Below are 26,122 nucleotides of genomic sequence, written 5' to 3' on the forward strand. Positions count from 1 at the left end.
CGCATTGCCAAAATAAAAGGAGTGAAGCTGGAAAAAGCAAATTTTTCCTTTATATGTCATGATTTAAGTCATTTGTCTGATTACGTTAGGCAAATAGATACGGCTACTTTCAAATTGTTAAAAAGAGCTTTACCTGGGCCCTATACATTCATTTTGCGAGGGAATAATAATTTACCAAAAGAATTCAAAAAGAAAACAACTGTCGGAATTCGTATACCTGATAACTCAATCATATTAGAAATAGTAAGACAATTAGGAAATCCAATAGTTTCGACCTCGATTCGTGATGAAGATGAAGTAATAGAATACACCACCGACCCAGAACTTATTTTTGAGAAATGGCAAAACGATGTCGATTTGGTTATTGATGGTGGTTATGGAGATAATATTGGTTCGACTATTATTGATTTATCAGAACACGAACCAGTGGTAATTAGGGAAGGTAAGGGGAGTTTGTATATACTATAGATTTAAGGTTGCAGATGGCAGATTTTAGTTGGCAACATAGTAACAAAAAAAACGTCTTGATTTCTCAAGACGTTTTTTGTTTTCTGCAATCTGTTTTCTGCAAACTGAAACCTGATTACTATTTTTTCTTTTTCATTTCGGTTTCTATCATTTCATAAAACTCATCAATTTTAGGAAGAACAACAATACGTGTTCTTCTGTTTTTTGCTTTGTTTTCGGCAGAATCATTTGGAACTAAAGGAATAAATGAACTTCTTCCTGCAGCAATCAATTGTGCTGGGTTAACGCCTAAATCTTTTGTCAATACCCTAATTATGGCGGTAGAACGTTTAACGCTTAAATCCCAATTGTCAAGTAAAACTGCATTAGGTCTAAAAGAATCGTCATCAGTATGACCTTCAACCATACATTCAAATGTAGGTTTGTCATTTACCACCTTGGCAACTTTTGCCAAAACACCTTTTGCCTTATCGGTTACATCATAGTTTCCACTTTTAAATAAAAGTTTATCAGCAATAGAAATAAACACGACTCCTTTTTCGACATTGATTTCAATATCTGGATCAGAAATGCCTACCGATGCTTTTAGACTTGTTACTACAGCAAGTGTGACACTATCTTTTCTAGTTAATGCATCTTGCATTCTGGTAATTTTCAAATCTTTTTCTTTGATAGACTCCAAAGCTTTTTCAATGTTTTCAGCACTTTTAGTCGATAATATTGCCATATCTTTGGAAGTGTTAGCCAAAGTTTGATTGTAGTCTTTTAAACCTGCAACAGTAGCTGCTAATCCTGCTTTTTCTTGTAAACAAGAGTTTAATTTAACAGTACATGAATTTAATAAATCTTGAGTTTCTTTATTTTTAGCTTCTAAGGCAGAGAATTTCTTTTTAGAAACACACGAAGATAAAAGCATCAAAACGGATAATACAACGACAATTTTTTTCATAAAAAATAAATTTTAAATAAAGGTTATTAGTAAATTAGTGCTTCAATTTAGTAGTGTCAAATATACTACTAAATATTTTTAAATTATTAATGAAGTATAAATAAACGATACTTTTTGTTTTATAGTATTTTTGCACTTGATATTCTCCTCTTTTTTTATAATGAAGTCTAAAAAACCTATAAAAGGTAAGGTGCGCTTTTAGTATTGCCCATGTATGAATAGGTTTCCCATTACATATGAACTTAATTCCTGCAATTCCATCTAAAAAAAGTCGAAGAAAAATTATAGAAAATAATTTTTCTTTTGGTGCATTTTTAGTCAACATCAATAAGGAATTTCTAAAATTTAACTCTGTTTTTTTGGGATTGCTTTTTTGTAAAGTAGCACCACCAAGATGATAAACAATAGATTTTGAATTGTATTTAATATGATGACCTTTATTTATAGCACGCCAACACAAATCTATTTCTTCTTGATGCGCAAAAAAATCCGCATCAAATCCTTCAAGGTCTTTATAGACTGAACTTCTAATAAAAAAACAAGCTCCCGAAGCCCAAAAGATTTCACAATCATCATCATATTGACCAAAATCTTTTTCTACCTTTTCAAAAATTCGACCTCGACAAAACGGATATCCATATTTGTCTATAAAACCACCTGCTGCACCTGCATATTCAAAGTGTTCTTTGTTTTTATAATCTAATATTTTGGGTTGGATTATAACTGTATTCGGTTCGTTTTCGAAAGTATTAAGAATAGATTTTAGCCAATTTTCGGTTACTTCAATATCTGAATTCACCAAAGCTAAAATATCGGTATCAACTTCTTTTAAAGCTTCATTATAGCCTTGGGCAAATCCAAAATTACTTTTATTTTTAATAATTTTAACTGATGGAAAATTTGCTTTTACAAAAGTCACTGAATCATCCGACGAAGCATTATCGGCAAGGTAAATATCAGCTTCTAATGAATATTTAATCACCGAAGGTAGAAATTCTTCTAAAAGTTTGACACCATTCCAATTGAGTATAACAACAGCTATTTTCATTTATATAGTAGAGTTTGCCAATTCATAATAAGGTAATGCTTGTAGAAAATTATATTTCTCATTATCAAAATCCATTTGACAAAAGTAATGATTAAGTCCGTTAGTAACCATCAAAAATTGTGCATTAAGAGTCATATTGTATCGCGCTATTTGGTCAAAAGTGGCTTGTGAAGTTTTTATTTCAGGAGCTTTGCATTCTACCAAAATAAAAATTGTGCCATTAGGATTGAAGACAACAATATCGTATCTTTTTCGTAATCCGTTGACATTCAATACTTTTTCGACATTAATAAGTGATTTAGGGTATTTTTTTTCTTGTATTAAAAACTGAATTACATGTTGACGTACCCATTCTTCAGGAGTAAGAATTATAAACTTTTTCCTTATTTCATCGAAAATAGACACTTTATTTTCGCTATTTTTGAGGCGGAAGTTATAAGATGGAAAATTAAGTTGTTGCATAAAACAAAAGTATTAAATAAGTTGAAAGTTTCAGGTTTTCAAATCTGAAATCTAAAATCTGTAATCTAAAAATGGAAGAAGTTTTAAAAATAGTCAATGATATCAAAAATGGCAATATTAAACCTATTTATTTTTTAATGGGGGATGAGCCTTATTTTATTGATAAACTTTCTGATTATATGGAACAAAATCTATTGTCAGAAGATGAAAAAGGATTCAATCAAACGGTTCTTTATGGTCGTGATGTTTCGATAGAAGAAATTGTTTCGACTGCTAAACGTTATCCGATGATGGCTGAAAGACAAGTGGTTATTGTCAAAGAAGCTCAGGATTTATCTAAAAATATCGACAAACTTGAAAGTTATGTTGATAATCCTATGCTAAGTACGGTTTTGGTTTTTTGTTACAAATACAAGACTTTGGACAAACGTAAAAAGATGACAAAATCTTTAGATAAAGTCGGTGTTGTTTTTGAAAGTAAAAAACTCTATGACAACCAAGTAGGGGATTGGATTAAGCGGGTTTTGTCAGCCAAAAATTACACCATTGAACCTAAAGCAAATGCTATGTTAGTGGAGTTTTTAGGTGCTGATTTGAGCAAAATTAATAACGAACTCGAAAAGTTGCAGATTATATTGCCAAAAGGAAGTACAATTACACCAAAGCAAATAGAAGAAAATATAGGTTTTAGCAAAGACTTTAATAATTTCGAATTGTTGAATGCTTTAGGTTCCCGAAATCAATTGAAAGCCTATCAAATTGCACAATATTTTTCGGATAATCAAAAGGCAAATCCATTGGTAGTAACCACTGCAACGGTTTTTGGTTTTTTTATAAAAATACTAAAATACCATGGTTTGAAGGATAGAAATCCAAAAAATGTAGCTTCAGCTCTTGGAGTTAGTCCTTATTTTCTGAAAGATTATGATTTGGCTTTAAAAAATTATCCCATGCGAAAAGTTAGTCAAATTGTGACTACTTTACGAGAATTAGATATTAAAAGTAAAGGTGTTGGGGCGAATGGTTTAGCCACTTCGGATTTACTGAAGGAAATGCTTTTTAAAATATTTAATTAACCCGTTGTGTGTAATTAATAAAAATTAATAATTAGTACTATATAAAAAAAATTTAACCACATAGATTCATAGAAAAAAGAGTTTGATAGCCCAATTCATGGTTTCGTATAGCTATGTTTTTCTCGAATTAAGTGAAACGACTTTCAAAATTTTCAGAATCTATATTTCTATGTGGTTAAAAAATCATGAAAATTGAATTACACCCAACGGGTTTAATTAATAATTTCTAGTCAACCTTCTTTCCAAAATCCTTTGGAAAAATCAAAAATCTCGACAAAATTAATCCTGGAATGGTGGCTAGAAAAACCCAAATAAAGAAATTACCATAGCCTAAATAATCCTGAATAAAACCACTTGCCATACCCGGAAGCATCATTCCTAATGCCATAAAACCTGTAGCGATAGAGTAGTGGGAAGTTTTCGATTCGCCCTCGGCAACATAAATTAAAAACATCATAAAGGCGGCGAAACCAAAACCGTATCCAAATTGTTCAGCAATTACTGTGGCATAAATATAATAAACTGATGTAGGGTGAAAATGCGACAATAATATAAATCCAATAATGGGCAAATGCATCATTAATATCATAGGCAACATCCATTTGGTTAACCCTTGTTTTGAGATGGCAATTCCGCCTAAAATTCCGCCGATAACTAGCGCCAAAACACCAAAGGTTCCGTAGATAACTCCAACATCTTCGGTGGTTAAACCCATTCCGCCAACAGCTTTGTCATCGACTAAAAAAGGCGTAAGCATTTTTAAGAGTTGTGATTCGCCCAAACGAAACAGTAAAATAAATGCCAATACCAAACCAATTTGTTTCTTTTGGAAAAAAGTAGCAAACACGGTTCCAAAACTAGCTTTTGGAGTGTTCTCGGATTCGGAAATTAGAGTATTTGATTCTGTTTTTGGAGTCGAAAAATAATTATATATCGTTATAACGGCCATTATCAAACCAACAATTACCATCGTGTAGGACCAAGCCTTGGTTTGACTACCATATTTTTGTTCTAGAAAACCAGCAATTATTACTATTAATCCATTACCTGTAAGCATTGATAAACGGTAAAAGGTACTGCGAATTCCCAGAAAAAAAGATTGTTGTTCTTTGGCTAAAGCCAACATATAAAAGCCATCACTCGCCACATCATTCGAAGCCGAAGCAAATGCGGCAACCCAAAAAACTGCCAAACTCAAGACAAAGAAATTACTCATCGGAATGGTTAGTCCAACAATTAAAAAAGCTATCGAAATGATGAATTGCATCGCAAGAAACCATTTTCTCTTGGTAGCATACAAATCGATAAACGGGCTCCACAACGGTTTTAGCACCCAAGGTAAATACAATAAACTGGTGTAGACTCCAATGTCTTCATTGCTGATGCCTAAATTTTTATACATAAGTACCGAAACCGAAATTATAATAGCATACGGCAATCCCGAAGCAAAGTTTAAAACGGGTATCCAATACCAAGGGCTGTTGTCTTTTTTCATTTATTTAATTTCTTTTGATAAGTCAATAAGGGTTGCGCTACTTTCGTTGCCATAAAAATCGATAAAAGTGATTGCTGAGGCTCCAATACCTTCAAATTTATCATTGGCTAATGTAATACTAATCGAATCTTTTTTCTCTATAAAAGCTATTTTATCAATAATTTGACTCGGATTGTCCAGATCAATTTTAGCTTTATTTTTTGCACCATAAACCACAACATAACGTATTTTGCTGCTCAATGGATAATTGATTTTGAACCCATAATTTGTTGCGCCTTTTGTGAAAGAAACGATAGTCGGTTTGTCTACTACAATTTGCATCGAACTCGGAACAGGGTAGGGAAGTGCGGGGTGTTTGTACTGTTTTTCTTTTAGAATTTGTGTAACATCTTGGTTGGTATTTACAAATCCTTTGGCACTAAAAAAAGCATTTCCCTGTACATTCTTATAGGTTCTTGTCAAGTCAATTTGGTTTGGAATTTCCATTGGATCATTCCATTTTTTGTCTGAATCCGTTCTGATTTTATACGTACTATTGCCAATATAAAGGTTGGAATTTGTAGTGTTTTCCGCCCACCATTTCAGTAATTTCGAGTAGGAAGCTTTAGGATGTTCGATGCTCCAATACAATTGTGGCAACATATAATCTATGTATTTTCCCTGCATCCAAGCCAACGGATCGGCATATAAATCATCATAGTTGGTTTGACCAGATTCCGTATCAGAACCTTTTGGGTCAACCGATTTATTGCGCCAAACACCAAAAGGGCTAATGCCAAATTGCACCCAAGGTTTGATATTTTTTATCGAAAAATAAATATTTTTCACAAACGAATTCACGTTAGAACGTCTCCAATCAGCAAGCGAAAGTCCATTACCATATTTTTTGAATGAAACGGAATCATTAAATTCCTTTCCTTTTACTTTATAGGGATAAAAATAATCATCAAAATGGATGGCGTCGATGTCGTAATTTTTTACAACTTCTTCAACAATAGTGGTTAAATGGCTTTGAACTTCGGGCAAACCGGGGTTGTAATAATATTTTTCTTTTCCTTTTTCGCCATATCTAATCATCCACTTTCTGTATTTATTATAATCGTGATGAGGACTTAAAGTTTCAATTTTAGTATCGAAAGTAGCTCTGTAAGGATTCAGCCATGCGTGAAATTCGAAACCTCGAGCGTGAGTTTCGGTAATCATCCATTCTAAAATGTCGAAATTATCTTTTGGTGCTTCTCCTTCTTTTCCAGTTAAATACCGAGACCAAGGGGCTAATTTAGTAGGATAAAAAGCATCGCCAACACTACGAATTTGAACAATTACCGCATTGTAATTTAGTTTTTTGTAAGTATCTAAAATTTCGATAAAATCTACTTTTTCTTTTTCTAGATTGTCCGAACTGCTTTTTGGCCAGTCGATATTTACCACAGTTGCAATCCAAACGGCTCTGAATTCATTTTTTGGGTAGCTTTCTTTTTGTTGCGCATTTGCATTCAAAAAAGGGAGTAAAAAAAGGAAAAGCGTAGCTTTTAGGCACTTGTATTGTTTCATTATGGTCTAATTATAAGAATTCAAAAATAGGTTTTTTAGTGAAGTATAATAGTATAAAAAATATTTTTTATACTATTATTTTTCAATTCATAATGCGTTCCAAATCAGTCTGGAATTTATAGCAATCCGTAATTAATCTCTTTAGGCTTAATTACTCGAAGCTCTGCGTCGATTTTTTTTGCCACAGATTCACAGATTAAAAAGGATTTTAAAAAATTCGTAAATCTGTGGCAAAAAAAATATTTGATTTTGTAAATAACGCAGCACTATCTTTTATATTTGTGAATTATAACTTTTATCTATGCCAACCAAAATTCAGTTGCAGCAATTGTCAAAATCTTTAGAAGGAACACTTCTATTCGATGAACTCAATAAAACTATTTATTCTACCGATGCTTCGGTGTATAAAATGCGTCCAATTGCGGTTGCAATACCCAAAACGGTACAGGATATTAGAATTTTAATTGAGTTTGCCAACGAAAACAAAATTTCAATAACACCTAGAACTGCTGGAACTTCTTTGGCTGGACAAACCGTTGGAACTGGAATAATAGTTGATGTTTCTAAACATTTTACCAAAATCATTTCAGTTGATGAGATTAACAAAACCGTAACAGTTCAGCCTGGTGTCATACGTGATGAGTTAAATTTATTTTTAAAACCTTTTGGGTTGTTTTTTGGCCCTAATACTTCAACTTCAAATAGATGTATGATAGGAGGAATGGTTGGGAATAATTCATCTGGCACAACTTCAATACGTTACGGAGTTACTAGAGATAAAATACTCAAGATTAAAACTTTATTAAGTGATGGTTCAAGTGTAGTTTTCGGCGAATTGTCCTCCAATGAATTTCTAGAAAAAACCAAAGGAAACACTTTAGAAAATAATATTTACAAAACCATTTACGAGGAACTTTCGAATACAGCAACTCAAAAAGAAATTGTAAAAGAATTTCCTAAACCTGAAATTCATCGCAGAAATACAGGTTATGCTGTTGATTTATTACTAAAATCAGATTTATTTGCTGGAAATGAACCTACCATAAACCTGGGTAAATTGCTTTGTGGAAGTGAGGGAACATTAGCATTTACAACTGAAATTACGCTGAAAGTAGATGATTTACCTCCAGCAAATAATATTATGGTTGTAGCGCATTATCTCACGATTCAAGAAAGTTTAGAATCGGTTTTGATTGCTATGAAACATCATTTGTACACTTGCGAAATGATGGACGATACCATTTTAGACTGTACTAAATACAATCGGGAACAAGCAAAAAACAGAGCGTTTATTGAGGGAAATCCAAAGGCAATTATGATGTTTGAAGTAGCTTCTAATTCTATGGAAGATGCAGAAAATCAAGCAAATGAGTTAGTTCAGGATTTAAAGAACAACAATTTTGGTTATGCATTGGTTAAATTATATGGTGCTGACATTGACAAAATTATAGAACTTCGAAAAGCAGGTTTAGGGCTATTAGGAAGTATTGTTGGTGACAATAAAGCTGCTGATTCTATTGAAGACACAGCGGTTGAATTGAGTGATTTGCCTAACTATATTGCCGAATTTGCTGCCATGATGAAAAAGCACGGACAAGACGCTATTTATTATGCCCACGCTGGAGCGGGGGAGATACATTTGCGTCCTGTTTTAAATTTAAAGAAAACGGAAGATTTAAAACTATTCAGAACTATCGCTACCGAAGTGGCTCATTTAGTTAAAAAATACCGAGGTTCCTTGAGTGGAGAGCACGGTGACGGAATCGTTCGGGGCGAATTTATTCCTTTTATGATTGGCGATAAAAATTACGAATTATTAAAAAGAATAAAGTTATCTTTTGATCCTGATAGTATTTTTAACCCTGGTAAAATAGTTAATGCTCCAAAAATGGACGAGAATCATCGAGTAATTTCGGGCAGAATAGAGCCAGAAATACAAACGATTCAGGATTTTTCGGATAGCATGGGGATTTTGCGTGCAGCCGAAAAGTGTAATGGTTCTGGCGATTGCAGAAAATTACCTTCGGCAGGAGGAACAATGTGTCCGAGTTATCGCGCCACAAAAAACGAAAAAGATACGACTCGAGCTCGTGCGAATGCACTGCGAGAATATTTGACCAATTCCGAAAAAGACAATAAATTCAATCATCAAGAATTGTATGAAGTTTTTGATTTGTGTGTAAGTTGTAAGGCTTGTGCTAGTGAATGTCCTAGTAATGTAGATGTTTCGGCTTTAAAATCGGAGTTTTTATACCAATATCAAAAAACAAATGGATTTTCTGTTCGAAATAAGATTTTTGCTAATAATTCTAAATTGAATAAATTGGGAAGTGTTTTTCCTAAACTGACTAATTTTATATTAAATCAATCATTGATGAAGAAAAGTATGGGTATTGCTCCAGAAAGAGTAGTTCCTTTATTAGCTAAAGAAACGTTCAGGAATTGGTATAAAAAAAATGCAACCCTAAAATCAAATTCAGGCTCTAAAGTTTATTTGTTTTGTGATGAGTTTACCAATTATTATGATGTTTCAGTTGGTATTGATACATATAAATTGTTGACTAAATTGGGCTATGAGGTAATGCTAATTGATCACGAAGAAAGTGGAAGAGCTTTTATTTCCAAAGGTTTTCTTGAGGAAGCTCAAATCGTAGCCAATAAAAACGTTTCTATTTTTAAAGATTTAATAAATGATAATTGTCCTTTAATTGGTATTGAACCATCAGCAATTTTAACTTTCAGAGATGAATATTTAAGATTAGCAAAAGACGTAGAAAGCGCAAAAAAAATAGCTAAAAATACATTCACTATCGAAGAATTTTTTAAAATAGAAATAGAAAAAGGAACAATTAATTCGACCTTATTTTCTGATATTTCAAAAAACATAAAGATTCACGGTCATTGTCATCAAAAAGCATTGAGTTCTATAGAAGCCACCTTTGCTATGTTGAATTTACCGTTAAACAGTACTGTTACCATATACAATTCAGGTTGTTGCGGTATGGCGGGTTCTTTTGGTTATGAAAAGGAGCATTACAATATTAGCATGCAAATGGGAGAGGACACTCTATTTCCGAAAATTCGTTCTACAGAAACAGACACAATAATTGCGGCGGCAGGAACAAGTTGTCGTCATCAGATTTTTGACGGAACAAAACGAAAAGCATTGCACCCAGTAACTATTTTAAATGATTTTTTGAAATAGGTGAATCTAATATAGTCAAAGTGAAAATTGTCACTTATATTTGAGTTTTAATTTTATTTATTCTTTTCGATACTTCAATTAATTTTTAACATTAATATAAAATATCAATATGGCATTATCCAATTTATTCCGAAAAAAGACGGTTCAAGATATTTTAAAACAAGTAGAAAAAAATGAGTCTGATGGACATAATTCATTAGGAAAACACTTAACAGCAAGAGATTTAACTGCCTTCGGAATTGCTGCAATAGTAGGTGCTGGTATCTTTAGTACTATTGGTAAAGCGAGTGCCGACGGGGGTCCTGCAGTCGTTTTTCTGTTTTTGTTTACTGCAATAGCTTGTAGCTTTGCCGCTTTTGCTTATGCTGAATTTGCTTCAATGGTACCTGTTTCTGGTAGTGCTTATACATATTCGTATGTCGCTTTTGGAGAAATAATAGCTTGGATTATAGGTTGGGCATTAATCATGGAATATGCCATTGGTAATGTTACTGTTGCCATTTCTTGGAGTGATTATTTCACTGGCTTACTCGAAAGTGGGGGTTTGCATATTCCCGAATGGTTGCAAATGGATTATATCACAGCATCTAATGGCTTTAAAGACGCCACTGCGTTGATGGAAGGCGGAAAATCATTCGGAAATTTAGCTTCAAGTACACAGACGGCTTATACTGCGTGGACAACAGCTCCAGTTATGGGTTCTTTTCATCTTGTGGCGGATCTTCCAGCATTGCTGATTATTTTTATCATCACTGCCTTAGTGTATCGTGGGATGAAAGAATCTCGGAATGCTAGTAATATGATGGTGGCTATTAAGTTATGTATTGTACTTTTAGTTATTGCGGTTGGTATTTTTTATGTTGATACTGCCAATTGGCACCCTTTTGCGCCTAATGGTGCTAGTGGAGTTCTGAAAGGAGTTTCAGCAGTTTTCTTTGCCTATATAGGCTTTGATGCCATTTCTACCACCGCCGAAGAGTGTAAAGATCCACAACGCGATTTGCCAAGAGGAATGATGTGGGCAATTATTATTTGTACTGTTTTATACATTGCTATTGCATTAGTATTGACAGGAATGGTAAGTTATAATGAACTAAATGTTGGAGATCCACTTGCTTTTGTTTTTGATAAATTAGATTTAAAATGGATGTCAGGAATTATTGCGGTTAGCGCTGTTATTGCCATGGCTAGTGTTTTATTAGTTTTTCAGATGGGGCAACCCAGAATATGGATGTGTATGAGTCGCGATGGCTTGTTGCCAAAGCGTTTTTCAAAAGTGCACCCAAAATTCAAAACACCTTCTTATGCAACCATTGTAACGGGTTTTGTGGTGTCAATTCCAGTATTGTTTTTAAATCTAACCATGGTTACCGATTTGTGTAGTATTGGAACTTTATTTGCTTTTGTTTTGGTTTGTGCTGGCGTTTTGGTTTTACAAAATAAAACTGATATTCCTCGTGGAAAATTCAAAACCCCCTATGTCAATTCAAAGTACATAATGCCTATTCTAATTACTATTGGATTTGTTTTTGCCTTTGGTTATAACAATAAAGCTACTATGAGTTTTTTAACGAATGAGACTCAAATTAATAGTTCAGAAGAAATAATTACTGCCTTAGACCAAAACAGTACTCAAAAAGTGTATGACTATTTAGTGCGAATTGATGCGAATAATAGCACTTCTAAGAAACCAGATTTAGAACTTTTACTCAATAAATACCAACAAGATGAAGTAAAGTATGCTTCGGTTGTAAAAGGTTTGCCTATTGATGATGCTATAAAATATCAATGTGGTTTTGACTTATTTAAACACAAAATCCCAATGTGGATTTTTCTCATTGTATTGTTCGGATTAACTTTTTGGTCCTATCGTCAAAATTTATCCTTAATTCCATTGTTAGGCTTGATTTGTTGCTTGTATATGATGGCGCAATTGAGTGTTTGGAACTGGATTTATTTTACCATTTGGTTGCTCATCGGGCTGGTTATTTACTTTAGTTTCAGTCGAAAAAACAGTAAATTGAATGTTCAAAAAGTATAAATTTTAAACTTTTTAAAAGCATTTAATTGCCAAGAATTTTTAATGGAATTCTTGGCAATTTTTTAATCTGAACTATTTAAATCTACTTATTAAATAGTAGTTTTTTGACTATATTTGGAACTAATAAAATACCATAAATGCAAAATTTACCAAAAGGAAGTCCTAAACTAATAAATGCTTGGGCATTTTATGATTGGGCAAATTCAGTTTATTCGTTAGTAATCTCCACGGCAGTATTTCCTATCTATTATGAATCCGTGACAAGCGGAAATGATGGAAAGGTAACTTTTCTGGGAACTTCATTTTTAAACAGTTCTTTATTATCCTATTCGTTGTCGTTCTCCTTTTTGATTGTTGCTTTTTTATCTCCAATTTTATCTGGAATAGCGGATTATAACGGAAACAAAAAGCGATTTATGCAGTTTTTCTGTTATTTGGGTTCCCTTTCCGTTATGGCGATGTTTTTCTTTAAAGGTGAAGATACATTATGGATTGGAATCGTTTCAACTATTTTGGCAAGTATTGGCTTTTGGGGAAGTGTTGTTTTTTATAATTCTTATTTGCCTGAAATTGCTTTTCCAGAACAACATGATAGAGTGAGTGCCAAAGGATTTATGTACGGCTATTTCGGGTCGGTAATTTTGCTGACCTTTAATTTGACGATGGTGATGAAGCCTGAATGGTATGGAATTTCTGATCCAACTTTGCCAGCCAGAATTTCATTTTTGTCCGTCGGAATTTGGTGGATGGGTTTTGCCCAGGTGACCTTTTATTTCTTGCCTAATAATGTATTCAATAAAAAACCTAGAAAAGATTTTATATTTAAAGGATTTAAAGAATTAATGATAGTTTTAAAAAGCCTAAAGAGCCAGCCTATATTGAAACAATTTTTGAAGGCATTTTTCTTTTATAGCATTGGCGTTCAAACCACCATTTTATTTGCGGGAATTTATGGAAAAATTGAATTGGGAATTGAAACGAGTCAATTAATTATCACTATTTTAGTGGTTCAGATAGTTGCCATATTTGGAGCCTATTTATTTTCAAGAATTTCCGAAAACATTGGAAATATTAAAACTCTGAAACTTATTATTGCAATATGGTGCTTAATTTGTTTTGCCTTATATTTAATAAATAAGGATAATAAATATATTGATTTGCAATTTTATTCCATTGCGGCATCAATAGGAATGGTATTTGGAGCAATTCAATCCTTGTCACGTTCCACTTATTCTAAATTATTACCCGAAACCGAAGATCATTCGACATACTTTAGTTTCTATGACGTAACCGAAAAAATTGCCATAGTTTTAGGAACTTTTATATTAGGTTTTGTTGGTTCAATAACCAATTCTATGCGAAGTTCTATTTTTATTTTGGCTGTTTTCTTTTTGCTGGGTTACATTGTGCTTAGTTTTATGAAGAAAATGGAGCCTGTAAAATAATAATTTTGTGATTTTTCACTTCTTGATGTAGATTTCTTATCCTTTATTGGTCTCAATAATAGTTAAAACTATGCACTTTAGTGTATTTCCTTTTCAGGTTCTTAAAACTTTGCCACAAATTTTCATGAATTAATTTGTACTAATTTGTACTAATTTGTGTAATTCTTGTCAAAAAATTAAGTTATTCAAGCGTGCAGACTTTTAGTCTGCCAAACAAACCTATGAACTTCAAGTCCATAGTGGTTTAGTTTAAAAGGAAACAAATATTTATTGAGTGATTTTGACATAATGATTGTCTCTTTTGTTGTTAAGCGAATATTAAGTATGTTTTGTCGATTATATTTGAATTTTTTGTCGATTATATCTAAACTTTTTAACCTATGCCGTATATTTGTTTACAAATGAATTTTTTAATGACAAAAAGACTTAAATAACATATGTCAAATCATAAAATACTTACACTTAACAACCTGTCACTTCAGGAGTTTGATACGGAAACTGATTTAATTCCCTTGTTGACTCCAGAAGACGAAGAGGAAATGAATAACGAAGTACTCCCAGAATCATTAGCGTTATTACCGCTACGGAACATGGTTTTATTTCCAGGCGTTGTTATTCCAATTACGGCAGGGAGAGATAAATCTATAAAATTAATTAACGATGCTTATGCCTCTGGAAAAATAATTGGAGTGGTGGCTCAAACCAATGAAGAAATCGAAGATCCTTCTAAAAACGATATTTTTCCAATTGGAACTGTGGCAAGAATTCTACGTGTTTTGAAGATGCCTGATGGAAATATTACCGTTATTCTTCAAGGAAAAAAACGTTTTCAAATTGACAGTATCATTTCTGAAAGTCCTTACATAACTGCAAATATTAAACCTGTAGAGGAAAAAAGACCCGGAAAACATGATACCGAATTTCTGGCAATTAATGATACTATTAAGGATTTAGCAATACAAATAATCAACGAGAGCCCAAATATTCCTAGTGAAGCTACTTTTGCAATTAAAAACATAGAAAGTCATTCTTTTTTAATCAATTTTGTGACTTCCAATATGAATTTATCTGTAAAGGAAAAACAAGATTTACTTTCGATTAATACTTTAAAAGAAAGAGCACTTGAAACGTTACGTTATATGAATGTGGAGTTACAAAAACTAGAATTAAAAAATAACATTCAATCCAAAGTTCGTTTTGACATAGACCAACAACAACGCGAATATTTTTTGCATCAACAAATGAAAACCATTCAAGAAGAGTTGGGTGGTGCTTCACAAGAAGAAGAATTAGACGAAATGAGTTTGAAAGCTAAGTCCAAAAAATGGAATGAGTCAACACAAAAGCATTTCGAAAAAGAATTGTCAAAAATGCGAAGAATGAATCCTCAAGCTCCTGATTTTGGAATTCAAAGAAATTACTTAGAACTATTTTTAGACCTTCCTTGGAATGAATATTCTAAAGATAATTTTGATTTAAAAAGAGCACAAAAAATTCTTGATAGAGATCATTTTGGACTTGATGAGGTAAAAAAAAGAATGATAGAACATTTGGCTGTACTTAAATTAAGAAAAGATATGAAGTCGCCAATAATCTGTTTGACAGGACCTCCCGGTGTTGGTAAAACATCCATTGGAAAATCAGTTGCCGAGGCGTTAGGAAGAGAATATGTTAGAATATCACTAGGTGGTTTGCGTGATGAGGCTGAAATTCGAGGGCATCGAAAAACCTATATTGGTGCCTTACCAGGAAGAATTATTCAAAGCCTCAAGAAAGCAGGAACTTCAAATCCAGTTTTTGTTTTAGACGAAATAGATAAATTATCAAATAGTCATCATGGTGATCCTTCTTCAGCCATGTTAGAAGTTTTAGACCCAGAGCAAAACAATTCATTTTATGATAATTTTCTTGAAATGGGCTATGATTTATCAAAAGTGATGTTTATAGCTACTTCTAATAATATGGCCGAGATACAACCAGCATTACGAGATAGAATGGAAGTGATTAAAATGTCTGGTTATACTATCGAAGAAAAAGTAGAAATTGCGAAACAACATTTATTCAATAGACAATTAAAGGAACATGGTCTTACTGCCAAAGATTTGTCTATTGGAAAAAAGCAATTAGAAAAAATAGTTGAAGGTTATACTCGTGAATCTGGTGTCCGTGGACTTGAGGTTAAAATTGCACAAGTAATTCGAAATGCCGCAAAGTCTATTGCATTGGAGGAAGAATATAATAAGAAAGTAACCGACGAAGATATTCTGAAAACATTAGGTGTTCCTAGATTAGAACGAGATAAATATGAGAGTAATGATGTTGCTGGAGTAGTAACAGGATTAGCTTGGACCAGTGTAGGTGGCGATATTTTATTTATTGAATCTTTAATCTCTCCAGGAAAAGGAACCATGACCATTACTGGGAATTTAGGTACTGTAATGAAAGAATCAGCAACGATAGCTTTAGAATATATCAAAGCCAATGCAGATCAATTAGGACTTAATACTGAACTATTATCAAAATACAATATTCATTTGCATGTGCCAGAAGGCGCTACTCCTAAGGATGGACCAAGTGCGGGGATTGCCATGTTGACTTCATTAGTATCTGTATTTACCCAAAAACGAATAAAGAAGGGATTAGCAATGACTGGAGAAATCACACTTCGTGGTAAGGTTTTACCTGTAGGTGGAATTAAAGAGAAGATTTTAGCAGCAAAAAGGGCTAACATCAAGGAAATTGTTTTGTGTCATGAAAACAAAAGTGACATCGATGAGATAAAACCAGAATATATAGCAGGACTTACGTTTCATTACGTGAAGGAAATGAATGATGTTATAGCTATTGTCATTACAGATCAAAAAGTAAAAAACGCTAAAGTTTTATAGTAATTTTTACTAAATAATTTAATTCCATTCGCCATTGCGAATGGAATTTTTTTTGAAAAATTACTATATATAAAGATGTAATTTTAAACATAAATAATCATTATAATTTTATCTTCGCATTTACGTTTAATAAATTGAACAGTCATTTCTTTTATGCTCAATAGATTTTTAGTCTCCATTCTTATTATGTTTTACTCTTTGTCTTATGGACAAATAGGAGGGAGAAATGTATACCAATTTCTTAACTTGGTTACATCACCTAGACAAGCCGCTTTAGGAGGTAAAACGGTTACCATTTATGATGAAGATGTAAATCAGGCTAATTTTAATCCAGCTACCATAAATCCAGAAATGGACAATCATTTGGCTCTAAACTATGGAAAATATTTTGGTGAAGTTACCTACGGTACAGCTTCTTATGCCTATACTTATGATCGTCATTATGAAACTATTCAAGCTGGTATTAACTACGTAAATTATGGAAATTTTGATGGTTATGATGAATATGGGCAAGCAACTTCTTCATTTTCTGGGAGTGAATTAGCACTTTCATTTGGCTATGCCTACAATGTTTCAAATTCCAATTTGTTTATCGGAACCAACGCTAAGCTTATCTCATCAAATTTAGAAAGTTATAATTCTTTTGGAGGAGCTATAGATTTAGGAGCTATTTATATTGATGATGTCAATGATGTCAACTGGGCTTTATCAATTAGAAATTTTGGAACACAATTCACAACTTACGCTGATACAAGAGAAAAGCTGCCTTTAGAAATTATAGCCGGAGTTTCACAAGAATTAGAGCATGTTCCTTTAAGATGGCATTTAACACTTGAAAATTTGCAACAATGGAATGTTTCTTTTACAAATCCAACTCAATCAGAAACATCGCTTGACGGCAGTACAACCGAAAAAAAAGTATCTATTTTTGGCAACGCCATCCGACATATGATATTGGGAGTTGAACTTTTTCCTAAAAAAGCTTTTAATCTTAGATTAGGTTATAATTTTAGGAGATCTGAAGAATTGAGAATACTAGAACAACGAAATTTTTCAGGAATTTCAGTAGGTTTCGGTCTTAGATTTAACAAGTTAAAACTAAACTATTCCTATTCGAGATACACTCTTGCTGGAAACACAAGTCTTTTTGGTTTAACAATTAACTTTCAAGAGTAATTTGTTTCGTATATTTGAAGTAAATACAATAGTTTTGAAAAATAAAATTACTATAGCAATTGATGGATTTTCCTCTACCGGAAAAAGCACCCTCGCAAAAGAATTAGCTAGACATTTAGGTTATGTTTATGTTGATACTGGGGCTATGTACCGCGCAATTGCTTTTTTTGCTATGCAAAATAAATATATTAGTAAAAATTTCTTTGATTCGCAATCTCTTATAAACGAGCTACCTTCAATAAAATTAGTTTTTAAATTCAACCCAAATTTGGGTTTTGCTGAAATGTATTTGAACAATGTCAATGTTGAGGCTCAAATTAGAACACTCGAGGTTTCTAATTTTGTAAGCAAAGTGGCAGAAATTTCAGAAGTTCGTTCAAAACTCGTTGAACAGCAAAAAGAAATTGGAAAAAATAAAGGTATTGTCATGGATGGAAGAGATATTGGAACAGTAGTTTTTCCTGATGCGGAACTTAAAATTTTTATGACGGCAAGTCCAAAAACACGTGCAGAAAGACGATTTAAAGAACTTAAAGACAAAGGGGATAATGTAACTTTTGAAGCTGTTTTGCAAAATGTTGAGGAAAGGGATTATATCGACACTCACCGTGAGGATTCACCATTAGTTAAAGCTAAAGATGCCATAGAATTTGACAATTCAAATATTACAAAAGAAGAACAATTCAAGAAGGTAATGCAATTAATATCACTTTCATAATATTGCCATGAAATTCTAGATTTCTACGTTAATAATTTTTTTAATTACCCTAAGTTTATGAGTGTGTTTATTAACTTCAGGATTATAAATGCCTAAATGATCGATTCTATCAATACGAACTTTTCCACTTGCATGAATTATGTAGTTATTCTCCATAATAATACCTACATGAATAATATTTCCCTCATCATTATCAAAAAAAGCTAAATCTCCAGGTTCACTTTCTTCAATAAAACTAAGGGCTTCACCTTGTAATGCCTGTTGTGAGGCATCACGCAACAACTTATAGCCATTAAGTTTATAAACCATTTGAGTAAATCCGGAACAATCAATTCCAAAAGGAGTTTTTCCACCCCATAAATAAGGAGCATGCAAATAGAGAAAAGCAGTATTAAGTATGTTACTTTTGTGCTTAATTCCACTAATTTTTGTTCCTTCAAAATTAAAATTGGAAGTGTTAATTTCATTATGGTTTAAAAAAGTTAGTGAAGATCCAAGAGGAATTGGCAGTAACAAATCAGATGAGGATGTTATATACTCAATCAAATCTCCATTTAATATGATGGCATCATTGGATAATTGATTGTAATCTGACTCGGAAATTACTTGTGTTTGTTTTGAATCTACCCAGCCTTCATAACAATCATATTGCAATTTAATTCGATACCACTGGTTGAATTTTTCACAAATTTCAAAATGTTCACCAAACAAAACTTGAGAAACAATTTCGCTTCTATCGCTATGGTCTGACCGAAGTGGAATAATGGCAAGGTTACAAATTCCGAACATTTATTTAAATTAAAAAGTAATAATAAAGTAAAACATAATTAATTACAAATCTAAATTAAATTCTTTCAATAACAATAGCCGAGGCTCCGCCACCACCATTACAAATTGCTGCAACACCAATTTTAGCATCATTTTGCTCTAATACATTCAAAAGTGTAACAATTATTCTAGCACCAGAAGAACCTAGAGGATGTCCTAAAGAAACAGCTCCGCCATTTATATTTACTTTAGAATTATCTAGATTTAATATTTTAGAATTGGCTAAACCAACCACTGAAAAAGCCTCATTTAATTCAAAATAATCAACATCAGCAACGGCTATTCCCGCTTTTTCTAAAGCTTTTGGAATGGCTATAGATGGTGTAGTGGTGAATTTATTAGGCTCTTGTGCTGCATCAGCATAACTTCTAATATAAGCTAGAGGTTTCAAACTAAGTGACAATGCTTTTTCTTCGCTCATGATAATTAGTGCTGCAGCGCCATCATTAATAGTAGACGCATTGGCAGCAGTTACGGTTCCATCTTTTGAAAAAACAGGATTAAGAGAAGCTATTTTATCTAAATTAACATTGGTAAATTCTTCATCTTTATTCACTTGTATAGGGCCTCCTTTTCTTTGAGGTACAGAAACCGAAACAATTTCATTATCAAATTTTCCACAGTCCCAAGCATTTGCAGACCGTCGATAGGATTGAATAGCAAAATTATCTTGTTCCTCTCGGGAAATATCATTTTCTTTTGCACATAAATCTGCAAATACTCCCATTGCACTATTATCATAAGCATCGGTTAGTCCGTCTTTTTGCAAACCATCAAATAGAGTAGAAGGTCCAAATTTTTGTCCATTTCGCAAATAGGTGTAATGAGGAATCAAGCTCATGTTTTCCATTCCACCCGCAACAACAATTTCTACATCTCCAGAAAGTATAGCTTGAGTTCCCATCATTACAGCTTTCATTCCAGAAGCACAAACTTTGTTAATAGTGGTACACGGAACAGAAATAGACAATCCTGCATACAATGCGGCTTGACGTGCTGGAGCTTGTCCAATACCTGCTTGAATAACATTGCCCATAAAAACCTCATCAATTAACTTTGGGTCTAAAGTTATTTTGTCTATGGCTCCTTTGATTGCTACTGCACCTAATATTGGAGCAGTTATTGTTGATAAACTGCCCATGAAACTCCCAATTGGTGTTCTTACAGCCGAAACGATTACCACTTTAATGCTCATGATTATTGTTTTAAATTACTTAGTAAATGTAATAATTAATGAAATATAAAAAGTATAAAACAAACAAAACCTACTGAAATTAGCTGGGTTTGTCTGGGAAAGTAGAAGATATTGATCTTTAAAAATTAATTATGTTTTGAATAAAAAGCTATTATTTATAGCATAGAATTAAAACTTTAATTATCTTTAATAATCTTAAAATTAGCGTTTTAAATTATGAAAAACAATAAATACATTATAATTATGTTTTTTATTATTCAGTTTAATAGTAGTTGTAATGATACTTTCGTAGATGATATTGACCTTAAGTTTTGTGGTAAATGTGCAGGAACAGGAAAATGGACTGTTGATAGTTTAGATTTCACTCCATGCCACTCAACTAATTCAGAATGTTTAGATTGGGCTAAAAAAAATGGTTATTCAGATAAGGAATGTGTTTTATGTAACTGACAAAAAGTATTTGTCTAGTCCTTAAAAGTTTATTTATAGCCAACAAAATAAGTCAATAAATTCGTTAAATCTGAAATATTCCAATAATTGCTTATTTTTTCATGTCAGTAATTTAGAAAGTAAGTCATAAAACTTTTAGAAAAAAAACAGTATAAAAAACTCACTGAAATCAGTGAGTTTTTCTGTGAACCGTATAGATTTATTCTCAAATCAAGTGTTGGAATTTTTAAAAAATTTAGTTGAGAAAATGCCGTAAAAAAACCTCTAAATAAATTTAGAGGTTTTTGGTTCGACCGTGAAGGCAGAAGGATTCGAACCTTCGACCGCCTGCTTAGAAGGCAGGTGCTCTATCCAGCTGAGCTATGCCTCCATTAATTAAAAAGATACTAATTAAAAGAAAACTTAATAATTAGTCGGGGTGGCAGGATTCGAACCTGCGGCCTCCTGCTCCCAAAGCAGGCGCGATAACCGAGCTACGCTACACCCCGAAAAACAATAATTTTAGAACCTTGCGGTCTTTTGCCTTGCTTTACCCTATAACAGAGCTTCACTAAACCACAAAAATTAAAAAAGCGGAGAGTAAGGGATTCGAACCCTTAGTACAGTTTCCCATACGCATGTTTAGCAAACATGTCCTTTCGGCCACTCAGGCAACTCTCCAAATAATAAGAACTTTATTGCTTTTAAGCGGTTGCAAATGTAACTTTCTATTCTATATTTCACAAATAATAAACATCTTTTTTTAATGTTTTTTTGATACTAAATTAATCTTGACTTAATTAAAAATTTACTATAGTAGCTTATAAATTTCAATTCATTTTGTAAATGCCTAAAAGACATATAAATGCTACTTTTTTATAAAATAAATGAGATGGAAAATATATAAATATTTTTATAAGAATTATTAAATCCAATTTAATTTGTCAATAACTCACCATAGGTATAACTATCTCCGAGATAGAATTCACTATTTCCTTTCTTCAAAGTTGCTTTTTTCATAACTATAGTATGTTTGTAACCTGTTCCGTTAGTAGTTGTAGTAACTTCAATTATTCCACTTATATCGGATACTCCAGATACAGCTTTCCATTCTTGGCTAATTGCAGGTGACGAGGGAGTAGTTACATTACAGAAATAGCTTGAAGAAACTAATCCTGAAAACAAACGGTAACTCAGAATGTTAGATGTTTCTCCAATTAAGCCTTTTCTTGGTGAATTTAAAGGAGTTGGTTCATTCAATAGTAAAACAGGGTCGATTTCTAAAGTTAATGACTCATTGCTTTTAAAGTCATACAATAAATTCAGACTATTACTGGAGCATCTTTCGATAGTTTTTTCAAAATCAAAAGCTAAGGGAGTTATTGTTGTAACATAATCTCCAAAAGTAAAACTATCATATACTTGTGTACCAATTTTCTTTTCAAAAGTGATGTTTTTAAAAATTATATTATGGTTATAACCTGTAATTTTAGAGCTATTTGTTGTAGCATTTGTAGTTCTTATGGCTGTTGTGGTTATTTGTATTGTTCCTCCAGTAGCCTCCCATTGGTCAATGACAATTGGAGTTGCAGGTCGTATAGTTTCACAGATATTATCGGAAGCAACTTTACCATCATAAAAACGATAAAGTACTCTATTAGTAGTACTTATAGTTATCTCTATTGGTTTTCCAGTAGGAGTGGGTTCATTTTCAAATGAAAATGACGGAATTTCAAGTAATAATGCTTCTTTGTCGTTTAGCTTATAAATGATGTCATTTTCACTACAAATTAAAGTAGTAGCATCTTCAAAATTTATAGTTTCTAAAATTAAGTTTCCATCATCACAACCATTTAAAACTAACATTAAAATCAATGTTCCAAATATTCTTTTCATTTTATAAATTATTTTCTCAAAAATAGAAAAAAAATGCCAATTGATAGTAGCTTAATCACAATTGATATTTCATAACTTTGCATCAATGAAAAAAATATATCTAGATAACGCTTCTACCACTCAACTTCGTCCAGAGGTTATTCAGGAAATGCTAAATTCTTTATCCACTGATTATGGAAATCCTTCATCAACCCACAGTATTGGACGTAATGTTAAGAGTACTCTAGAATTGTCAAGGAAAATTATTGCTAAATTAATTAATGCTTCAGCTCCAGAAATTATTTTCACTTCTGGTGCAACCGAAGCTAACAATTGGATTTTAAGATCTGCTGTAAAAGATTTAGGTATAAAACGAATAATTACTAGTAAAATTGAACATCATGCGGTTTTAACTACTGTCCAAGCTTTGCAAAAAGAGTTCAATATTGAAGTTGATTATATTGATATTAAATCCAATGGTGAAATTAATATTTCAAATTTAGTTACACTTTTATCTAACGATATTAAAACACTAGTAAGTCTAATGCATGTCAATAATGAAATAGGTACAGTATTAGATATTGATATTATCGGTCGTATCTGCAAACAACACAATGCACTTTTTCATTCTGACATGGTACAATCTGTAGGCAAAACAGAAATTGATTTGCAAACTCTTTCTGTTGATTTTATTGTGGCTAGTGCTCATAAATTTCATGGGCCAAAAGGAATTGGATTTGCTTTTGTTCGAAAAAATTCTGGTTTACAACCAATGTTGTTTGGTGGGGATCAAGAGAAAGGTCTACGTCCAGGAACTGAAGCATTGCATCAGGTAGTGGGTATGACAAAAGCACTAGAACTTTCCTATTCGAATTTAATTTTAGAAAGAGATTATATTTCAAATCTTAAAAATTATTTGATAGACCAACTTAAGGAATTATTTCCTGACTTTAAAATTATTGGTAATCGAGAGGGATTTTATACCATTCTTAATATTTTACTTCCTTTTTCTGAAGAAAAAACGGCAATGATTGTTTTTCATTTAGACATGAAAGGTATAGCTGTATCTCGAGGAAGTGCTTGTCAATCTGGAAGTACTAAACCATCTCATGTTTTGGCTGAAATAATTACTGGAGTTGATTTAAAAAAACCAAACTTAAGAATTTCTATTAGCTATCGCAATACAAAAGATGATTTAAATAGTTTAATATTTGAATTAGGAAAAATTTAATTTTTCAATTTTATGTTCAATTATTAATTTAAAAGTGAAGTATATAGATTATTTTATCCTTTAATCGATTTTAATTTTGTTCTCAAAATATTGTTAATACGTTTGTTATTCATTTAAGAAATAATAGCAATATTTATGAGTAATATTTTTAATTCCGTTTATAGACAAGATTACCTATTAGGGTATGAAATTGGTTTAAATCCTTTTTCTAATCTAGCATCCAGTAAAAAAAATAATAACGCCTATAGCTCTGGTTATGAAAATGGAAGATCTGAATATGAAAATCTAAACGGGTCTATAGCTAATGGGATTCCAAATAAAATTGTAACAGATATTATTTTAGAAGAGTTTCTTTTGGCTGGTATGCTAGGAATAAATATCGACTATCAAGATTATACAGACTTTCAAATGAATTGTATTGAAAAGTGGTATCAAAGTGGTCTAGAAAAATACGACCCAAACGAAAGTATATATCTTTTAGCTATTTTAGAACAAAACGGAATTTATACATTATAATTTTTTAATATTTATTTATCATACTTTTTTGTTTATTATTTATAAAGCATCTCATTAACTCATCACAATTAAATAAAAAAAAGGCTAATTCATCAGTTGATGAATTAGCCTTTTTTTTATTTAATTTATATTTATTGTAATGTAATAGAAACTCTTCTTCCAAATTGAAGACTTACATCATCATTAACTTTACTAGCTTTATCAACACCTTTACCTTCGGTGGCAATTCTACTAGCATCTATACCATTAGAAATAATTACTTTTTTAAGGTTTTCAGCTCGGTTAATTGATAGATTTATGTTTTTAGCTTCAATACCATTTACGTCAGCATATCCAGAGAGTAATACTTTTGCGCTTGGATATGTTTTTAAATATTTAATAACATAATACACATTATTGATTGAACCAGAATTCGGTAATTCTTTATTAACGTCATAGTATACGTTTACAAATCCAATATCTAATATAGACTCAGATTGGGTTGCTTTTTCAATCTTAATTTTATCAGCTGGATCAACTATAGGTTCTAATTCATCTGGTATATTATTTTTATTCAAATCAATAAATCTTCCTCTACTATCAACAGCAACATCTTTTGGAGTGTCTTTTTGCAAATCTAAATCATCAATTACACCATCTTTATCGGTATCAATTACAATATTTTTATATTCATTAACTTGATCACAACAATTAGAATTAGCTACAAACCAATCTGCGTGCTTTTGATTCTTCCCAAAATAATAAGTCAAACCTAAACTAATAGTATTCATTACTCCTGATAAATTTGTTTCATCATTTGAGTAACTTCCATCCCAATTGTAGTGTTGACGACTATTGGCCATTACTGAAAAATCTCCAGTGGCAACCAATCGATCGGTTATTCTATATTGAGGCGTTAATCCTAACATATAACCACCATTATATTCGGGGTTATTTTTTTTATAACCAATAATTTCGGTTGTGGAAAATTTTTTATAAATAGGCGTTTTACCATAAAATCTTGCTGCTTGTGGACCACCGTGCAATAATAAACCAATTCTTTTTGCAAAAGTTTCAAAACCTAAAAGCCTACTGATATTAAAAACCCCTTGAAAAGCTATTTTGTATTGTGTAGAATGATACGGTTTTGAATCAGTTTTTCCTTCTTGGCTTTCAATAATATCTGAACCAAAATCAAATTTAAATCCAAATTTAGTGTTCAACATTTTACGAACACCTATATCAAAATGATTAAAACCTGTGAAATTAAAAAAGCGATTATCACCAGAAGCTGAATATCCTTTTGCAAAAGGTCTAATGGCTTTGTTAGTACCAACATTTAATTCCACTGACCAAGTGTTAAAATTATAAACACTGTCTTTTTTAATCTTTTCAATGTAAACGTATGTATTATTTCCTGTTTGCGCCCAAGTCAAAGATGAAATAAGTAAAATAAGGATGGTAGTAAAAAATTTATTCATGATACTATATATAATTTTTAATTTCAACAAAAATATATTTTTTTTTTTCAATTTGATTCATAT

The 26,122-nt window shown here is 32.0% G+C and carries 19 protein-coding genes and 3 tRNA genes; 10 read left to right on the top strand and 12 right to left on the bottom strand.

From position 1 onward, the window contains the following. Positions 1–468, top strand: a 468-nt coding sequence (locus ACKVOD_RS05035; RefSeq protein ID WP_409208382.1) for an L-threonylcarbamoyladenylate synthase, incomplete at its 5' end; no start/stop codon positions are given. A 118-nt stretch (positions 469–586) separates the two neighbouring features. Here ACKVOD_RS05035 and ACKVOD_RS05040 read toward each other — a convergent pair. From ACKVOD_RS05040 to ACKVOD_RS05050, 3 genes are read right to left on the bottom strand one after another with little or no spacing between them, the layout of a single operon-like run. After that, positions 587–1,417 (bottom strand): flagellar motor protein MotB, encoded by an 831-nt coding sequence (locus ACKVOD_RS05040; RefSeq protein ID WP_409208383.1) that lies wholly within the window; start codon positions 1,415–1,417, stop codon positions 587–589. A 34-nt stretch (positions 1,418–1,451) separates the two neighbouring features. Further along, a complete protein-coding gene (locus tag ACKVOD_RS05045) occupies positions 1,452–2,465 on the bottom strand; it encodes a glycosyltransferase family 2 protein (RefSeq protein ID WP_409208384.1) in 1,014 nt (337 codons plus the stop codon). After that, the gene (locus ACKVOD_RS05050) at positions 2,466–2,927 is read right to left on the bottom strand and encodes a type I restriction enzyme HsdR N-terminal domain-containing protein (RefSeq protein WP_409208385.1); all 462 of its coding nucleotides are present in this window, start codon (positions 2,925–2,927) and stop codon (positions 2,466–2,468) included. 71 nt (positions 2,928–2,998) lie between these two features. On the opposite strand from ACKVOD_RS05050, the gene holA reads away from it, so the two are divergent. Then, positions 2,999–4,003 (top strand): DNA polymerase III subunit delta, encoded by a 1,005-nt coding sequence (gene holA / locus ACKVOD_RS05055; protein ID WP_409208386.1) that lies wholly within the window; start codon positions 2,999–3,001, stop codon positions 4,001–4,003. Between the two features lie 226 nt (positions 4,004–4,229). On the opposite strand, the gene ACKVOD_RS05060 is transcribed toward holA, so the two are convergent. Next, entirely contained in the window at positions 4,230–5,498 is a 1,269-nt protein-coding gene (locus ACKVOD_RS05060) for an MFS transporter (protein WP_409208387.1), read from the bottom strand. Then, positions 5,499–7,052, bottom strand: coding sequence for a glycoside hydrolase family 10 protein (locus ACKVOD_RS05065; protein ID WP_409208388.1), 1,554 nt, complete (start codon positions 7,050–7,052; stop codon positions 5,499–5,501). Between the two features lie 301 nt (positions 7,053–7,353). Here ACKVOD_RS05065 and ACKVOD_RS05070 point away from each other — a divergent pair, with 301 nt between their 5' ends. From ACKVOD_RS05070 to cmk, 6 genes are all read left to right on the top strand, one after another. After that, entirely contained in the window at positions 7,354–10,257 is a 2,904-nt protein-coding gene (locus ACKVOD_RS05070) for an FAD-binding and (Fe-S)-binding domain-containing protein (protein WP_409208389.1), read from the top strand. A gap of 109 nt (positions 10,258–10,366) precedes the next feature. Next, the gene (locus tag ACKVOD_RS05075) at positions 10,367–12,298 is read left to right on the top strand and encodes an amino acid permease (protein WP_409208390.1); all 1,932 of its coding nucleotides are present in this window, start codon (positions 10,367–10,369) and stop codon (positions 12,296–12,298) included. A 137-nt stretch (positions 12,299–12,435) separates the two neighbouring features. Then, positions 12,436–13,743, top strand: coding sequence for an MFS transporter (locus tag ACKVOD_RS05080; RefSeq protein ID WP_409208391.1), 1,308 nt, complete (start codon positions 12,436–12,438; stop codon positions 13,741–13,743). 437 nt (positions 13,744–14,180) lie between these two features. Further along, positions 14,181–16,631: an endopeptidase La gene (gene lon, locus ACKVOD_RS05085; RefSeq protein WP_409208392.1), complete on the top strand. Its 2,451-nt coding sequence runs from the start codon at positions 14,181–14,183 to the stop codon at positions 16,629–16,631. Positions 16,632–16,784: 153 nt separating this feature from the next. Further along, positions 16,785–17,807, top strand: a complete 1,023-nt coding sequence (porQ, locus tag ACKVOD_RS05090; protein WP_409208393.1) for a type IX secretion system protein PorQ — start codon at positions 16,785–16,787, stop codon at positions 17,805–17,807. A gap of 34 nt (positions 17,808–17,841) precedes the next feature. Continuing rightward, positions 17,842–18,525 (top strand): (d)CMP kinase, encoded by a 684-nt coding sequence (gene cmk / locus ACKVOD_RS05095; protein ID WP_409208394.1) that lies wholly within the window; start codon positions 17,842–17,844, stop codon positions 18,523–18,525. Positions 18,526–18,540: 15 nt separating this feature from the next. On the opposite strand, the gene ACKVOD_RS05100 is transcribed toward cmk, so the two are convergent. From ACKVOD_RS05100 to ACKVOD_RS05125, 6 genes are all read right to left on the bottom strand, one after another. Further along, positions 18,541–19,314, bottom strand: a complete 774-nt coding sequence (locus tag ACKVOD_RS05100) for an NlpC/P60 family protein (protein ID WP_409208395.1) — start codon at positions 19,312–19,314, stop codon at positions 18,541–18,543. A gap of 55 nt (positions 19,315–19,369) precedes the next feature. Beyond that, positions 19,370–20,548, bottom strand: coding sequence for an acetyl-CoA C-acyltransferase (locus tag ACKVOD_RS05105; protein WP_409208396.1), 1,179 nt, complete (start codon positions 20,546–20,548; stop codon positions 19,370–19,372). A gap of 746 nt (positions 20,549–21,294) precedes the next feature. Then, positions 21,295–21,368, bottom strand: a tRNA-Arg gene (locus tag ACKVOD_RS05110). Positions 21,369–21,411: 43 nt separating this feature from the next. Beyond that, a tRNA-Pro gene (locus ACKVOD_RS05115) sits at positions 21,412–21,486 on the bottom strand. A gap of 85 nt (positions 21,487–21,571) precedes the next feature. Beyond that, positions 21,572–21,658, bottom strand: a tRNA-Ser gene (locus ACKVOD_RS05120). A gap of 255 nt (positions 21,659–21,913) precedes the next feature. After that, positions 21,914–22,873, bottom strand: a complete 960-nt coding sequence (locus ACKVOD_RS05125) for a hypothetical protein (protein WP_409208397.1) — start codon at positions 22,871–22,873, stop codon at positions 21,914–21,916. Between the two features lie 85 nt (positions 22,874–22,958). Here ACKVOD_RS05125 and ACKVOD_RS05130 point away from each other — a divergent pair, with 85 nt between their 5' ends. After that, positions 22,959–24,083: a cysteine desulfurase family protein gene (locus ACKVOD_RS05130; protein ID WP_409208398.1), complete on the top strand. Its 1,125-nt coding sequence runs from the start codon at positions 22,959–22,961 to the stop codon at positions 24,081–24,083. Positions 24,084–24,218: 135 nt separating this feature from the next. Then, positions 24,219–24,599, top strand: coding sequence for a hypothetical protein (locus ACKVOD_RS05135; protein ID WP_409208399.1), 381 nt, complete (start codon positions 24,219–24,221; stop codon positions 24,597–24,599). Between the two features lie 131 nt (positions 24,600–24,730). Here the strand turns inward: ACKVOD_RS05135 and ACKVOD_RS05140 are convergent, their stop codons facing one another. Beyond that, on the bottom strand, positions 24,731–26,059 hold the full coding sequence (locus ACKVOD_RS05140) for an OmpA family protein (protein ID WP_409208400.1): 1,329 nt from the start codon (positions 26,057–26,059) through the stop codon (positions 24,731–24,733). Between the last annotated feature and the right edge of the window lie 63 nt (positions 26,060–26,122).

Source organism: Flavobacterium sp. (assembly GCF_046155325.1).
Lineage (GTDB): Bacteria > Bacteroidota > Bacteroidia > Flavobacteriales > Flavobacteriaceae > Flavobacterium.